Here is a 15,093-nt window from a genome sequence, read left to right on the forward strand (position 1 = left end):
TGTGCAGGCGCGTCAACCATGCGCGCATACGGCGATATGCTGAAAGCGAACGAACGAACTTCTTCACGTAAGTTGCATTCCCTGACGGAACTTGTGTCAGAAGGGTGCAGCCTAAACGGAAAGGGCCTGATCGTGCCCATGGTTGATGTGTGGCGAAAGCAACATACCATCCGGCCGACGATGCTTATCGCGAGATTGTCTAGTAATGCGCGGGGGCTGAGGCACAATGGGGACACGTAGGGACGTATTGGATTTTTCGCGTGTTGTAGGAGGTTTCCGTGCAAAACATCGTCGAAGGCTTCAAGTCGCAGTATGCAAGAGAGCAGGAATCAGAACTCTCCCTTGAGGAGTATCTGAGCCTCGCCAAACGCGATCCCATGGCGTACGCCAGCCCCGCTGAGCGCATGCTGGCCGCGATCGGCGAACCTGAGATCGTGGATACGCGCAACGACCCACGTCTTTCCCGTTTGTTTTCCAACCGGACCATCCGGCGCTATCCCGCGTTCCAGGAGTTCTACGGCATGGAGGACGTGATCGGGCAGATCGTCGCGTTCTTCAAGCACGCCGCCCAGGGACTGGAAGAGCGCAAGCAAATCCTTTATCTGCTCGGTCCGGTGGGCGGCGGCAAGTCGTCCATCGCGGAGCGGCTCAAGGCCTTGATGGAGAGCTTCCCCATCTATGCCCTGAAGGGCTCGCCGGTGAACGAATCGCCCCTGGGGCTGTTCCATCCGGAACGCTTCGGCGACACGCTTGAAAAGGAATACGGCATCCCGCGGCGCTACCTGACCGGCATCATGTCGCCGTGGGCGGTGAAGCGCCTGAAGGAATTCGACGGCGACATCTCGCAGTTCCGCGTCGTGCGCCTGAATCCTTCCGTGTTGCGCCAGACCGCCATCGCCAAGACCGAGCCGGGCGACGAAAACAACCAGGACATCTCCTCGCTGGTCGGCAAGGTGGACATCCGCAAGCTCGATCGCCATTCGCAGGACGATCCGGACGCCTACAGCTACTCCGGCGGGCTGTGCCTGGCCAACCAGGGCCTGCTCGAATTCGTGGAGATGTTCAAGGCCCCGATCAAGATGCTGCACCCCTTGTTGACGGCCACCCAGGAAGGCAACTTCAAGGGCACCGAGGGCTTTTCCGCGATCCCGTTCAACGGCATGATCCTCGCCCACTCGAACGAGTCGGAATGGCAGACCTTCCGCAACAACAAGCACAACGAGGCGTTCCTCGACCGTATCTACATCGTCAAGGTTCCCTACTGCCTGCAGGTGTCGGAAGAGGTCCGCATCTACGAGAAGCTGCTGCATCACAGTTCGCTGTCCTCCGCGCCCTGCGCGCCGGGAACGCTGGACATGATGGCGCAATTCTCGGTGCTGACGCGCCTGAAGGAACCGGAGAACTCCAGCATCTACTCGAAGCTGCGCGTCTACGACGGCGAAAGCCTGAAGGACGTGGACCCGAAAGCGAAGGCGCTGCAGGAGTACAAGGATTACGCCGGCACCGATGAAGGCATGACTGGCGTGTCCACGCGCTTCGCCTACAAGATCCTGTCCAGCGTCTTCAACTACGACCAGACGGAAGTGGCGGCGAATCCGGTGCACCTGATGTACGTGCTCGAACAGCGCATCGGCCGCGAGGACTACCCCGAGGAAATCCGCCGGCGCTATCTTGAGTTCATCAAGGGCTACCTCGCGCCGCGCTACGCGGAGTTCATCGGCAAGGAAATCCAGACCGCCTATCTGGAGTCCTACTCCGAGTACGGCCAGAACATTTTCGACCGCTACGTGACCTTCGCCGACTGCTGGATCCAGGACGAGGAATTCCGCGATCCGGAAACCGGCGAGAGCTTCGATCGCAGCGCGTTGAACGACGAGCTGGAAAAGATCGAAAAGCCGGCGGGTATCGCGAATCCCAAGGACTTCCGCAACGAGATCGTGAACTTCGTCCTGCGGGCGCGCGCCAACAACAACGGGCGCAACCCCACCTGGACCAGCTATGAAAAGCTGCGCGAAGTGATCGAGAAGAAGATGTTCTCGAACACGGAAGACCTGCTTCCGGTGATTTCCTTCAACGCCAAGGCCTCGGCCGAGGACAAGTCGAAACACCAGAGCTTCGTGGATCGCATGGTCGAAAAGGGCTACACGGAAAAGCAGGTCAGGCTGCTGTGCGAGTGGTACCTGCGTGTGAGGAAGTCTTCCTGAGCGAGGTGAATCATGAATTCACTGATCGATCGCCGTCTGAACGGGCGCAATAAAAGCGCCGTCAACCGGGAGCGTTTTCTCCGGCGCTACAAGGACCAGATCCGCAAGGCGGTCCACGGGATGATCCGTGACCGCTCCATCCAGGACATGGACCAGGGCGGCGAAATCAACCTGCCCGCCCGCGATATCTCCGAGCCGTCCTTCCGGCACGGCTCGGGCGGCGACCGCGAGATGGTGCACCCCGGCAACCGCGAGTTCGCCAAAGGGGACACCTTCGACCGGCCGCAAGGCGGGCAGGGGGAAGGCGGGTCCGAGCCGGGCGAGGGTGAATCGGTCGACCAGTTCACCTTCAGCCTGTCGCGTGCCGAGTTTCTCAATCTGTTCTTCGAGGACCTGGAGCTGCCGCACATGGCGCGCACGCAGCTGGGCGAAGTCAGCCAGAAGAAGTGGCAGCGCGCCGGCTACACGACGTCCGGCTCGCCCAGCATGCTGAGCATCAGCCGCACCCTCAAGTCCTCGCTGGCGCGCCGCGTCGCGCTCAGCGTGAAGGCGCGGGCCGATCTTGAGGATGCCGAGGAACGCCTGGCGAAGGCGCGCGAGGCGGGCGCGCCCGCCGACCAGATCGAGGCGCTGGAGCAGGAAGTCGAGGATTGCCGCGAGCGCCTGGCCCGCGTGCCGTTCCTGGACGACCTGGACCTGCGCTATCGCAACCGCGTGTCGGTTTCCATTCCGATGGCGCGCGCCGTCATGTTCTGCCTGATGGACGTGTCGGGCTCGATGGACGAAGGCAAGAAGGACCTGGCCAAGCGCTTCTTCTCGCTGCTCTACCTGTTCCTGTCGCGCAAGTACGAGCACGTGGACCTGGTTTTCATCCGCCACACGGACAACGCCGAGGAAGTGGACGAACAGACCTTCTTCTACGATCCCAAGAGCGGCGGCACCATCGTGCTGTCCGCGCTGGAACTGATGCGCGAGATCCTCGAAAAGCGCTATCCGCCGGGCTCCTGGAACGTCTACGCGGCGCAGGCCAGCGACGGCGACTCGTTCGGGGCAGACGCGGGCAAGAGCGCGCGCTTCCTGGCCGAACACCTGTTGCCCGCCACCCGCTACTTCGCCTACATCGAAGTCCCCGATTCGCAGGAGGCCCGCAAGAGCAGCCTGTGGGCGGAATACGAACAGAAACTGGAGCCGCATTTCGTGATGCGGCGCATCTGCGATCGCAGCGAGATCTTTCCTGTGTTCCATGATCTGTTCAAGAAGGAGACCGCATGAATACCATCGTCGGAGCTCTCGTGGAGCCGGAGGCCGCCGGCAGCGCCCGGCCGATCTCGCAAGGTTCCGAATGGACGTTCGAGCTGATCCAGTCCTATGACGAGGCGATCTCCAGGATCGCCGCGGAATACGGCCTGGACACCTATCCGAACCAGATCGAGGTGATCACCTCGGAGCAGATGCTGGACGCCTATGCCTCGGCCGGGCTGCCCATCGGCTACCCCCACTGGTCCTACGGCAAGGAATTCATCCGCAACGAGCAGTTCTATCGTCGCGGCATGCAAGGGCTGGCCTACGAGATCGTGATCAACTCCAACCCCTGCATCTCCTATCTCATGGAAGAAAACTCCATGACGATGCAGGCGCTGGTGATCGCGCATGCATGCTACGGGCACAACTCCTTCTTCAAGGGCAATTACCTGTTCCGCCAATGGACGGACGCGGACGGCGTGCTGGACTACCTGGTCTTCGCGCGCAAATACGTCATGGCTTGCGAAGACCGCTACGGCATCGACGCGGTCGAGGCGGTGCTCGACTCGTGCCATGCGCTGTCGCATCACGGGGTGGACCGCTACAAGCGCCCCGCGCCGATTTCCTACAAGGAAGAGGCCACGCGCCAGGCCGAGCGCGAAGAGCACGCCCGCCTGCAGTACAACGACCTCTGGCGGACGCTGCCGCGGCTGGAGGACGAGAAGGACACGCGCGTCCAGGCGTCGGTGTTTCCGCCCGAACCCGAAGAAAACCTGCTGTACTTCATCGAGAAGTACTCGCCCAAGCTCGCGCCCTGGCAGAAGGAACTGGTGCGCATCGTCCGCAAGATCGCGCAGTACTTCTACCCGCAGACGCAGACCAAGGTCATGAACGAAGGCTGGGCCACGTTCTGGCACTACACCATCCTGAACCGGCTGCATGAAAAAGGGCTGGTGAACGACGGCTTCATGATGGAGTTCCTGCAAAGCCACACCAATGTGGTCAGCCAGCGGGGCTTCGACGAGCGCGGCTACGGAGGCATCAACCCCTATGCGCTGGGCTTCGCCATGATGTCGGACATCCGCCGCATCTGCGAGGCGCCCACGCCCGAGGATCGCCGCTGGTTCCCCGACATCGCGGGCAGCGACTGGCTCAAGACGCTGGACTTCGCCATGCGCAACTTCAAGGACGAGTCCTTCATCTCGCAGTACCTGTCGCCGCGCCTGATCCGGGAGTTCCGCTTCTTCGCCATCTCCGACCACCAGGCCAATCCCAAGCTGGAGGTGGTCGCGATCCACGACGACGAAGGCTACCGCGACATCCGCCGCCTGCTCGCCGCGCAGCACAACCGCGACAACCAGGTGCCGGACATCCAGGTGGTGCGCTTCAACCGCGATTCCGACCGCTCCCTGGTGCTGCGCCATTTGAAGACCCGGGGCCGGCCGCTGGCCGGCGAAGACGCCGAGCAGGTCATGAAGCACCTGGCGCGGCTGTGGGGCTTCCGGGTGCGGCTGGAAGAGACCGAGCCGGACGGCACGGTCAGCTCCTACCGCGAGCAGGATCCCCCGGCGAAGAACTAGGGCGTGTTAACTGGCCCTAGCCGCCCGGCGGGCCGAAGGAGGGGGCGCCAAGGCGTCCCCTTTTCTATGGGCGCTTGCCGCTCCTGCGCGCAATCTGCTAGAATCGCGGATTCGCATTTTTTGCAGCAGTGAAAACCGCCGCGAAAAACGCAGTTAGGACAGGTGGCCGAGTGGTTGAAGGCGCACGCCTGGAAAGCGTGTATACGTCAAAAGCGTATCGGGGGTTCGAATCCCCCTCTGTCCGCCAGAATGCATGAGCCCCTGATTTCGTAAAGAAATCAGGGGCTTTTTCTTTGCCCGGGGCGGGCGCTGCGCGGCGAAGCCCGCGCCGCCCGGCCTGGGAGGCCGGGGGCGCGGGCAGGGCGCTTAGGCGCCTACCGGTTTGCCGTCGCTGCGGCGCACCACCACGGTGGCGGAGCGGGCGTCGCCGCCGCCGGCGCGCAGCGTGTTCCAGCCCGCGTTCGGGTGCTGGATGTTGATGAAGAACGCGGTCAGGTCGGGCGTGTAGGCGATGCCGGTGATTTCGCAGCCCAGCGGTCCCACCAGGAAGCGCTTGGATTCGCCGGTCTTCTGGTCGATGTAGTACATCGAGTTGTTGCCGAAGAAGTCCGTGGTGGACGTGCCGGTGCCGGCGTCGGTCTGCACCCACAGGCGGCCCTTGGGATCGACGCGGATGCCGTCGGGGCTGGAGAACGTATCGCCGTTGACGTTGCCGGTCAGGTTGGACGCCACGCCGTCGGCGGCGTCACGGCCGGCCAGCAGCAGCAGGTCCCATTCGAAGGTCGTCGCGAGGGGGGAATTGCCGCGCTCGTGCCAGCGGATGATGTGGCCGTGCGAGTTGTTGGCGCGCGGATTGGCGGCGCTGGTGCGGCGGCGGCTGCCGTTGTTGGTCAGCGTGCAGTACACGGTCTTGTCCACGCCGACCGTGATCCATTCGGGGCGGTCCATCAGCGTGGCGCCCGCGACGCGCGCGGCGGCCTGGGTGTTGACCAGCACGTCGGCTTGCGTGTTGAAGTCGACGATGGTGCCGGTGATGACGGTGCCCGTGGCCAGCTGCGTGAAGTTGCCCGGGTCGGTGGCGCCGACGGTGAGGTTGTTCTTGCCCACGGTCAGTTCGACCCAGTTGCCGCTGCCGTCGTCGTTGAAGCGGGCGGCGTACAGCGTGCCTTCGTCCAGCAGGCCCATGTTGTTGGCGCGGTTGGCCGGATCGTAGGGCTTGCTCGCCACGAACTTGTAGATGCAGCCGGGCGTGGTGTCGTCGCCCATGTAGAACGCGACGCGGTTGTTCTCGTCCAGCATGAAGGCCGTGTTTTCGTGGCTGAAGCGGCCCATCGCGGTGCGCTTGACGGCGGTCGAGTCCGGATTCTGGGGATCGATTTCCACGACCCAGCCGTAGCCTTCGTCGGCCGGCTTGCCGGTGTCGCCGGCCTGGTAGTGGTAGTTGTTCAGCGTCTCTTCGCAGGTCAGGTACGTGCCCCAGGGCGTGTCGCCGCTGGAGCAGTTGTTCAGGGTGCCCACGACGGTCGCGCCGACGACCGACTTGGCCGGGCCGCTGACGTTGTAGACCGTATTGCCCGTGTAGCGCTTGTTGTAGCGCGAGTCCGTCTTGACCGACCAGGCGCCGTCGCTGCCGCGCGCGATCTCGACGACCGAGACGCCGACGTTCGACAGGCGGGTCCGCAGGCCTTCGACGCCCTGGTCCAGGGTGGCGTTGTCCAGCGCCTCGTGGTTCAGCACCAGCAGGCCGCCCTGGTTCGGATCCACGCCCGCCAGCGGATAGAAGTGCATGCCGTCGTGCTGGCCGCCGGACTGGGTCTCGGTGGCGGGGTAGGACTGGGGAATGCCCGCGTAACCGGCCGAGCCGATCACGCACTTGTCGCCGGCCGAGTACAGCACTTCGGCCACATAGCCCTCGGGAACCGTGACGGTGTCCGCGACGATCTTGTCGCCCAGCGGCTTGAACGTGACCGAGTAGTCGGGGCCGGTCGGCGCGGGGTCGGTGCCGCCGCCGGTTTCGCCGCCGGGCGAGCCGTTGCCGTCGCCGCCGCCGGTGGAGGGCGTGTCGTCGTCATCGTCGTCGCCGCCACAGGCCGTCAGCAGCGTCGAGGCGCCGAATACGGAGAGCATCGACAGGCCGAAGCTGTTCTTCAGCAAGGTGCGGCGTTCCGGATTCGCGGCGACGATGTCTTCCAGCATCTGACCCGGTACCGTCACTTCTCCCTGGGCTTCGCGATAGGGGGCGCGCAATTTGTCGGTCAAGTAGGACATTCCAACCTCATAGAAGAGCGATCGAGTCGCAAGTTATTTGTAAGGAAAGTGAAAGCGAGAGCGAGGTTAGAAGCTGCGCATGACACAGGGGTGACGATCGTGTGAATTCCGCGGTCTTGACCGACATGGTAGCGGCCGGCCCGGTCCGCGCGTAGGACCGGGCCGCCGGGATTTACCCTGCGGAAACGGGGGCTTGCGCCCCGTTCAGGCGACGATCGACGCGACGTCGAGCACGTACATCTGGCGTTCGCCTTCGTGCACGGAATCGATGCAGACCTGGGTGCCGTCGCGGCTCCAGCGGGGATGCAGGTCGCAGCGGTTTTCCTTGGACAGGCCGGGGTCGGCGTAGAAGCTGCCCAGGGCGTGGCGCTGGCCGGTGCGCATGTCGTAGAGGAACAAAATGCGCTCGTGCGTGCGGGAGTCGGGATAGGTGTCGCTCAGCAGCCAGCGCGGATTCACGGGCGAGAAGGTCATGTGACCGTTCTCCGTCAGCACGCCGTCGCCCACGACCTCGACGCGGCCGCCGGGAGCGTCTTCGTACAGGTGGTAATGGATGCTGCCCGCATGCGGACCCCACACGATGATCGTGTCGTCGTCGCGCCAGAGCGGATGCGAGATCTGGTATTCGGACTTCTCGTAGTCGAAGGTGCCGACCGCGTCCGGGTCGAAGTCGTCGGCCAGCTGCGGCAGCGGATGGTCCGAGCATTCCAGCAGGCGCATGTCGCTGCCGTCGGGGTTCATGGTGATCAGGCGATGCAGGAAGCAGGTCTCGTCCTTCACGCGTTCCGTCCAGCGGTGCAGGAACAGGATGCGGGTGGAAGCGGGGTTGACCTCGATATGGCTGACCCAATGGATGGCGCGCTCCATCGAGGCGCGCGGATGGAAATTGCGCAGGTCGGCGTAGCTGACCAGCAGGCGGTGCTGGCCGCTGTCCAGGTCCAGGCGGCGGATGCCGTCGTCGGCCGGGGCGTTGGCGACCGGGCCGGGCGCGTGTTCGCTGTAGCCGATGGTCTCGTGCGTGATATAGAGCCGGCGGTAGTCCACGCAGAGCGCGTAGCGGCTGTCGGGCGCGGCCACGTAGATGGGCAGCGGCAGGATGCGCGTCTGCCCGGTGGCGACGTTGTGGATGGCCGACCGGAAGCCGGGGTAGACGCCGTCGGCGTCGTCGCTGCGGCAGTTGTAGATCATCTGGGGCTCGGCAAGCCCATCCAGCCATTGCAGCTGGCAGCCCATCTGCCAGTTCCAGGCGGTGGTGTCGCCGACGGCGTGGTAGCGGTCGCCGTCGCCCAGGTCGAAGTACCCCACCTCGGCGCTCAGCTCGGGCGTGAGCCGCGCGTCCTTGAAGAGGGTGCGGTTGGCCAGCAGGTAGCGGCCGTCGCGGTGCCAGACGGTCTTGTTGTAGTAGCCGAAGAAATGGTGATGGGGCGTGACGCCCAGGCGGCGGCAGGCGATGGACGTGGCGAGCATGCGATTCATGGATGGCGGGAGGGGGAAGGGACGGCGGGGACGGGCGGCGGCGCGAGGCCGCGCGCCGCCCGGGCGGGCGTTCAGCCCGCGGTGATGTGTTCGGTCTCGATGACCTTGTTCCAGCGGGTGCGTTCGCGTTCCACGAATTCGCGCGCCTGCGCGGGGTCGTTGCCCACGGGCGTCATGCCCAGGCGTTCCAGGCCGGCGCGGAAGGCCGGGTCGGCGTAGACGCGGCGCAGGTCGGCGCTGATCTTGTCGATGAGGGCGTCGGGCACGTCCTTGCTGGCCGCCAGGGTGGTCCACGAGGTGACGGTCAGGCCGGGCAGGCCGGCCTCGGCGGCGGTGGGCACGTCGGGCAGGGCCGGCGACCGGCTCGCGCCGGTGATGGCCAGCGCCTTCAGCTTCTTGGCCTCGATGTAGCCGATCGTCGTGGGCACGTTCTCGAAGAGCAGCTGGATCTGGCCGCCCAGCAGGTCGTTGGTGGCGGCGGAGCTGCCGCGGTACGGAATGTGGACGATGGGCGCTTGCGCGGCCATCTTGTAGAGCTCGCCGACCATGTGCACCGAAGAACCCACGCCCGCGGATCCGAAATGCAGCGTGTCCGGCCGGGATTTGGCGAGCGCGGTCAGTTCGGCCAGCGTGTTGGCCTCCAGCGCCGGATTGGCCACGACCACGTGCGGCATCTCGGCCACCACGGTGATCAGCTTCAGGTCTTGCGCGGGCTGGTAGTTGAGGCTCTTGTAGACGCCGTAGGTGGCGTGCAGGCCGATGGAGCCGAGCAGTAGCGTATAGCCGTCCGGGCCGGAGTCGGCGACGAATTTCCCGCCGATGTGCCCGCCGGCGCCGGGGCGGTTCTCGACGACGACGGATTGGCCGTACAGCTTGCCCAGGTGTTCGGCCAGCAGGCGGCCCTGGATGTCGGAGCTGCCGCCCGCCGTGAACGGCACGATGATGCGCACCGGCCGGTCGGGATAGCCGGCCTGCGCGTGGGCGGCGAGGGGCAGGGCGGCGCCGGCGACCGCCAGGCACAGCGTTTGAAGGATGTGACGCCAGGAACGGCGAGGATTCATGAGGCTTCCCCTGGAAGGTTGGGATATCCGGGCGCATCTGGCGGCACCCTGGGAAGCCCAGTGTAGGAGTCCATAGGTATTTGAAAAAATTCTTTTTTGCACATAGGCTATGCATATTTGCAATACCTTGGAATGCCATGAGTCGACCGCTGAATTTCCGCCAGATCGAAGCCTTCCACGCGGTCATGCTGGCCGGCACCACCACCGGCGCGGCCCAGATGCTGCGCACCACGCAGCCTTCCATCAGCCGGCTGCTGGGCCAGGTGCAGCAGGCCAGCGGGCTGAAGCTGTTCGACATGGAGCGCGGGCGCCTGCGGCCCACGCGCGAGGCCAAGGACCTGTTCGATACGGTCAAGCGCCATTTCGTGGGGCTGGAGCGCATCGAGGACCGGCTCGCGGCGATGCGGCGCAGCGGCAGCGGGGTGCTGCGGCTGGCCTGCACCCCGGCGCTGGGCCTGGGCGTGCTGCCCGGCGCCGTCGAAGCGTTCGCGCAGCGCTACCCCGACGTCCACATCAATATGCAGACCATGGGCAGCCAGTACCTGCGCGAGGGGCTGCTGCACGGCACCTACGACGTGGTGGTCACGGCGGCGCCGCTGGACGGCGCGCTGCTGGACCTGCGCTGCCTGCACGAAAGCGAGGCGGTCTGCGTGCTGCGGCCCGACCATCCCCTGGCGGGGCAGCCGTCCATCGACATCCTGGACCTGAACGCGCGCCGGCTGCTGGTGCTGAACGCGGACGACGACGTCTATCTGCAGCTGCGCGGCGAGATGCAGGCGCACCGGGTGCTGCCGGCCTCGGAGATCGAGACCACCTATTCGTCGACGATCTGCGCGCTGGCGGCCGCCGGCAACGGGCTGGGCATCGTCAATCCCTACATCGCCGCGGTGTTCGCCGACCGGCTGGCGATCCGGCCGTTCACGCCGCGCCTGCCGGTGCGGGTGTGCATGGCCTATCCCGCGCAGACCGCGCCCTCGACGGTCACGGAGGCGTTCGTGGACATCCTGGCGGCGCGGTTCGACGCCTGGCCGGCCTTGAGCTGAGCCCCGCTCGGGGCGACCACCGGCGCGGCGGCGGGAACGCGGACGGCGTTCGCGTTACTAAGTCCGCAAGACCGCATCTTCCGCCGAGCTCGCCATGCTTCCCGCCCGTTCCCGATCCCTTCGCGTTTTCCGCCGCTGTTGCGGGGCGGGCCGATGATCGCCCCGGCCGGCCAGACGCTGGGCCTGGAAATGGAGATGGCCGTAGCGCGCCGCGACGACGGCGCCAGCCATCCCGTGCAAGGCTACTTCGCGAGGCTGGCGCGCATCAAGGCCGAGCGCGACGAGGCGCCGGACATCTCGCGCATCGGCGGCCGCGACGTGGCGGTGTCGGTGGCGGCCGGCGAAAGCGGGCTGGACAACGGCTTCAACCTGCTGGAGACGGCGTTCGCGCCGGTCGGCGCGGCCGAAGGCGGGCTGGCCGAACTGGCCCGCCGCGTCCGGCGGGAACTGGAGGACGCGCAGCGCGCGCTCGCGGCCGAGGGCGCAACCGTGCTGAACGTTTCCGAGCATCCGGCCTGCACGCTGGACCCGCAATGGTATGCCCGGGTGCAGGTGCCTCGTCCCATCTACCGCGAGCTGGTCGGGCACCGGGAATGGCTGCACCGCGTGGGCATCGACGCGAAGGCGCAGAACAGCCCGTGCACCTCGGTGGACGTGCGGCAGGCCGCGCGCGCGCTGAACGTGGTGCTGGGATTGGCGCCGGCCAGCGTGGCGGTGTTCGCCAACAGCCCGCTGGAGAACGGCCGCGTCACGGGCTACAAGGAAAATCGCCTGACCGTCTGGGACCGCATGTTCCGCCATTCACGCTATGCCGGCGACCACCGGCTGCAACGCCTGCCGGAACGGCCTTTCGCGGACCTGGGCGATTACTTCCGCTGGATGTTCGGCCCCGGCACCGCCAGCCGTTGCCTGCCGCTGACGGTGGAGGACGGCTACAAGTCGGCGGTCGGCGTGTATCTGCAAGGCAGCCCTTCGCTGTCGGCGTTCATGGCGTCGGACGGCTGGCCGGGCCTGCGGACGGACACGGGCGGCGCGGTGACGATGGCGCCGCAAGGCGGGCATTTCGAATACTCGCAGTTCGCGCATTTCCTGGATGCGCGCTGGCGCTACCGGCTCGCGGCCCATCCCGAACTGGACGAACTGCGCGCCGCGTGGAAGCGGCCGGGCGGCATCGAGGAACTGTATCTCCGGCTGGGCGCCGTCGGCTACATCGAAGGGCGCGCGCCCGGCGCGGGCTTCGCCGACGCGCAACTGGTCGATGAAGCCGGCGCCGGCGTGGCGGCCACCCTCGTGATGGCGCCCTCGGCCTTGCAGCTGGGCCTGATGCGCAACCTGGACGAAGCCGAAGCGCTGCTGCGCGAGTGGGGCTGGCTGCGCTTGCGCGACCTGCGCGCCGAGGCGATGCGGCACGCGCTGGACCACGACGCGGTATGGGCGCTCGCGCGCGACACGCTGGCGGTCGCGGCGCGCGGGCTGGACGATGGCGAACGCCATTGGCTGGACTACGCCGCGTATGCCGTCGATGCCCGCAACACCGGCGCCGACCGGCTGCTGCGCCTGTGGCGCGAGCGCGAGGGCGATCCGCGCCGGCTGCGCGCGGTCTGCCGGGCGCGGGCTGCGATTCCGTTGTGATCCGTTTGCATTTCGGCGCTTGGGGGATGAGGGGAACGAAGGTAAGATGAGCGGCTCGTCCATCCCTATGGCATCCGGGCCGCCGGCATCTCGCGGCGCCCGGCATGGCCGCCAGCCTACCGTGTCAGATCCCTTCTTCGTGCGGATGCTCTCCGAACTCGGCCAGATGCTGGGCATTCCCGCGCTGGCGCCGTCCGAAGGCGGGTTGTGCCAACTGGCATTCGACGGCCGCCATCTCGTCCAGATCGTGGAGCACGGCGCGCGCGCGCAGATCCTGCTGTCGTGCGCGGTGGGCGGCAAGATGGACGCCGCCCAGGCCCTGCTGGCGGCGCAGGCGAACTTCATGCAGGCGGGCGGCGGCGTCGTCGCTTGCGCGGCGCCGGACGGGCGCATGCACCTGCAGCTCGGCGTCGCGCGCGAAGCGTGCCGCGCCGACACGCTGATGGCCGCGATCGACGCCTTGCTGGTCCAGGTCGAGACCTGGGAGAAACGCAGCGCGCGCGCCGAACCGGACGTCGATGCGCTGCGGCGCAATCCCGCCTTCATGATGCAGTCGGTCTAGGGCCTGTCGACAGACCCTAGGCGGGCCCGCGCCCGCCCGCGAGCGCCGGCTAGCTGGACTTCTGGATCACGCCCTTGAGCGAATCCGCGATCTGCTTGGTGATGGTGCTCTGGATGTCGATCATCATCGTCCATTGCTGGACCTGCTGCTGCATCTTCAGCAGCTCGGCCTGCGAGACGCTGCCGTCCGCATTGGTGCGCATGCTGGAGAGCGTGGCCTGCAGGTTGGTTTCCTGCGTGCGGATGCTGTCGTAGATCGTGCTGTTGACGGCGTTGAAGTTCAGGCCGGACGAGCCCGTGAGGCCATTGAGTGCCATGGTGCGTCTCCTTAGCGGGACAGGGGATTGAAGGGAAGCGGCGGCGCGGCTGCGCCGGCCGGGGAAGGTAGTGAACCGGCCGCCAGCACTTCCTGCGCGGCGCGCGTGGCCTCCGCCAGCGCCGCGCAATGCTGGAACGCGGCCGGCGCCAGGCCGGCGTCCAGCTGCGCGCGCGCGCCGGCTTCCAGCGCGGCCAGGCGGCCGACCAGCGAGGCGCGCAGTTCCGCGCCGCCGGGGGCGGCCAGGCGTTCTTCGAGTTCGGTCAGGGTGATCGGTGCGTTCATGGGCGGATTCCGGTGTCGAACGGGAGCGCGGCGCGTTCAGCGCGTCACGATGGCGTTGCGCGGCCCCTCGAAAATGATGCGGGTGTTCTCCACGGCGACGAGGCGGTACTTGCGGTAGACCCCGCCCACCAGCAGCTTGCTGCCGTCTTCGAGCACGATGAAGGGCTGCGCGCCGCCGACCACGCTGCGTATCGTGAAAGGCACGCTGTCGGCCGGCGCGGCCGCGCTGGCGGCCGCCAGCCGGGCCACGTCCAGGTGGCTTTTGTTGAAATCCGCCACCAGCGCCTGCAGGCGCTGCATCTGGTCGTCGTCCAGCGCGCCGGGGGCGATGTCCAGATAATCCGCCTTCCAGGCGAGCGTGACGCCCGACAGCCCTTCGTCCACCAACTGGCTGGAGAAGGTGTCGCTGAGCTGCTGCGTGAGCTTGATGTCGTTGCCCAGCACCGTCATGCCGGGCAACTGCGCGCGCAAGGCGTCCAGGGCCGAGGCGCGCTCGCGGGCGCTGCTGGCGATACCGGCGATGTTGAGGCGGCCGTCGCCCTGGTACTGCGGCTCGTACTTGACGTTGAAGGCGCGCAGCGCGGCGCGCGCGGTGCGCACCGCTTCGTCCTCGTTGCTGATGCGCATCGCCGGCATGGGCCAGATCTGCGACAGGGCGGAGGCGATCGCGTCCTGCTCGGCCGCGTTGCGCACCCAACCGGAAACGGTGACCGTGCCGTCGCGCGACAGGGCCACGTGCAGGCGGGATGTCAGCCCCATGCGTTCGAATACGGCCGAGATCTGGCCCACCGACTTCTCGGCCGCGGCCAGGCGCGGATCGGGAGTCGGCGCGCGCTTGGCGGTGGATGGTGGAATCAGCGCCAGCGCGATCGCCACGATGATGGTCAGGGCCACGGCGCCCAGCCCCAGCGCCATCGGCCAGGAATCGCGCTTGCGGCGTCGCCCCGGCGGGGGCGGCAGCGGCAGCCTGCGCTCCAGCTGGCTGTCTTCGTCGGCGACAGGCGTCGCGGCGCTGGCGCGCGCAGGCGCAGGTGTGGGCGCGGGGGGCTGCGGCTCGGACGCGAGGATGGGGGCGGGCGCGCCGCCGGCGGCAGGGTCCGCGTCCGGCTCGGGTAGCCGGGGCCAGGGGGCGTCGCGGCGCGCCACGGTGATCCAGACCGGGCCCAGCGGGACGGGGCGGTTGAACGGCGTGGCGGGCGGCGCGTCCGGCGTGCCGTCGCCGGACGCCAGGTCCCATCCGTCGGCGCCGATGCGCACGCGCGCGGCGCGCGGGCTCATGCCTTCGTCGGCCAGCACCACGTCGCAGGCGGGATCGGCGCCCAGCACCGAGCCGTCTTCCACCAGGCAGCGCGCGTCTCGGTGCAGGCCGCTCAGGACGCGCAGTTCCAGGGCGTCGCTCATGTCGGGACTCCGTTGCGCCGCGCG

At 67.0% G+C, this 15,093-nt stretch carries 12 protein-coding genes and 1 tRNA gene; 7 read left to right on the forward strand and 6 right to left on the reverse strand.

What is annotated here, in order from left to right:
* Nucleotides 1-287: 287 nt before the first annotated feature.
* The 4 genes from ADE01S_RS08090 to ADE01S_RS08105 all read left to right on the forward strand — a co-directional run bounded on the left by ADE01S_RS08090 (nt 288) and on the right by ADE01S_RS08105 (nt 5,273).
* Nucleotides 288-2,204, forward strand: a complete 1,917-nt coding sequence (locus ADE01S_RS08090) for a PrkA family serine protein kinase (RefSeq protein ID WP_370511539.1) — start codon at nt 288-290, stop codon at nt 2,202-2,204.
* A 12-nt stretch (nt 2,205-2,216) separates the two neighbouring features.
* Nucleotides 2,217-3,476 carry a YeaH/YhbH family protein gene (locus tag ADE01S_RS08095; RefSeq protein ID WP_062681171.1) on the forward strand — a complete coding sequence of 420 codons (1,260 nt, stop codon included), beginning with the start codon at nt 2,217-2,219 and terminating at the stop codon, nt 3,474-3,476.
* Complete coding sequence (locus ADE01S_RS08100; protein WP_062681172.1) at nt 3,473-5,026, forward strand: SpoVR family protein; 1,554 nt, start codon at nt 3,473-3,475, stop codon at nt 5,024-5,026. Before ADE01S_RS08095 ends, ADE01S_RS08100 begins: the two co-directional genes overlap by 4 nt.
* Nucleotides 5,027-5,182: 156 nt before the next feature.
* Nucleotides 5,183-5,273: transfer RNA gene (locus ADE01S_RS08105), tRNA-Ser, on the forward strand.
* A 119-nt stretch (nt 5,274-5,392) separates the two neighbouring features.
* On the opposite strand, the gene ADE01S_RS08110 is transcribed toward ADE01S_RS08105, so the two are convergent.
* The 3 genes from ADE01S_RS08110 to ADE01S_RS08120 all read right to left on the reverse strand — a co-directional run bounded on the left by ADE01S_RS08110 (nt 5,393) and on the right by ADE01S_RS08120 (nt 9,831).
* Complete coding sequence (locus ADE01S_RS08110) at nt 5,393-7,294, reverse strand: PhoX family protein (RefSeq protein ID WP_062681173.1); 1,902 nt, start codon at nt 7,292-7,294, stop codon at nt 5,393-5,395.
* A 204-nt stretch (nt 7,295-7,498) separates the two neighbouring features.
* On the reverse strand, nt 7,499-8,770 hold the full coding sequence (locus ADE01S_RS08115; RefSeq protein WP_062681174.1) for a TolB-like translocation protein: 1,272 nt from the start codon (nt 8,768-8,770) through the stop codon (nt 7,499-7,501).
* Between the two features lie 71 nt (nt 8,771-8,841).
* Nucleotides 8,842-9,831 carry a Bug family tripartite tricarboxylate transporter substrate binding protein gene (locus ADE01S_RS08120; RefSeq protein ID WP_062681175.1) on the reverse strand — a complete coding sequence of 330 codons (990 nt, stop codon included), beginning with the start codon at nt 9,829-9,831 and terminating at the stop codon, nt 8,842-8,844.
* A gap of 137 nt (nt 9,832-9,968) precedes the next feature.
* Here ADE01S_RS08120 and ADE01S_RS08125 point away from each other — a divergent pair, with 137 nt between their 5' ends.
* From ADE01S_RS08125 to ADE01S_RS08135, 3 genes are all read left to right on the forward strand, one after another.
* Nucleotides 9,969-10,874, forward strand: coding sequence for a LysR substrate-binding domain-containing protein (locus ADE01S_RS08125; protein ID WP_062681176.1), 906 nt, complete (start codon nt 9,969-9,971; stop codon nt 10,872-10,874).
* Between the two features lie 153 nt (nt 10,875-11,027).
* On the forward strand, nt 11,028-12,506 hold the full coding sequence (locus ADE01S_RS08130; RefSeq protein ID WP_062681177.1) for a glutamate-cysteine ligase family protein: 1,479 nt from the start codon (nt 11,028-11,030) through the stop codon (nt 12,504-12,506).
* A gap of 121 nt (nt 12,507-12,627) precedes the next feature.
* A complete protein-coding gene (locus ADE01S_RS08135) occupies nt 12,628-13,068 on the forward strand; it encodes a type III secretion system chaperone (RefSeq protein WP_242663442.1) in 441 nt (146 codons plus the stop codon).
* Nucleotides 13,069-13,117: 49 nt separating this feature from the next.
* Here ADE01S_RS08135 and ADE01S_RS08140 read toward each other — a convergent pair whose 3' ends face one another.
* The 3 genes from ADE01S_RS08140 to sctD are packed head-to-tail and all read right to left on the reverse strand — an operon-like array spanning nt 13,118 to nt 15,069.
* The gene (locus tag ADE01S_RS08140; RefSeq protein ID WP_062681179.1) at nt 13,118-13,384 is read right to left on the reverse strand and encodes an EscF/YscF/HrpA family type III secretion system needle major subunit; all 267 of its coding nucleotides are present in this window, start codon (nt 13,382-13,384) and stop codon (nt 13,118-13,120) included.
* A gap of 11 nt (nt 13,385-13,395) precedes the next feature.
* Entirely contained in the window at nt 13,396-13,668 is a 273-nt protein-coding gene (locus ADE01S_RS08145; RefSeq protein WP_062681180.1) for an EscE/YscE/SsaE family type III secretion system needle protein co-chaperone, read from the reverse strand.
* A gap of 36 nt (nt 13,669-13,704) precedes the next feature.
* Nucleotides 13,705-15,069: a type III secretion system inner membrane ring subunit SctD gene (gene sctD / locus ADE01S_RS08150; protein WP_062681181.1), complete on the reverse strand. Its 1,365-nt coding sequence runs from the start codon at nt 15,067-15,069 to the stop codon at nt 13,705-13,707.
* Between the last annotated feature and the right edge of the window lie 24 nt (nt 15,070-15,093).

This window comes from Achromobacter denitrificans NBRC 15125, assembly GCF_001571365.1.
GTDB classification, from domain to species: Bacteria; Pseudomonadota; Gammaproteobacteria; order Burkholderiales; family Burkholderiaceae_B; genus Achromobacter; species Achromobacter denitrificans.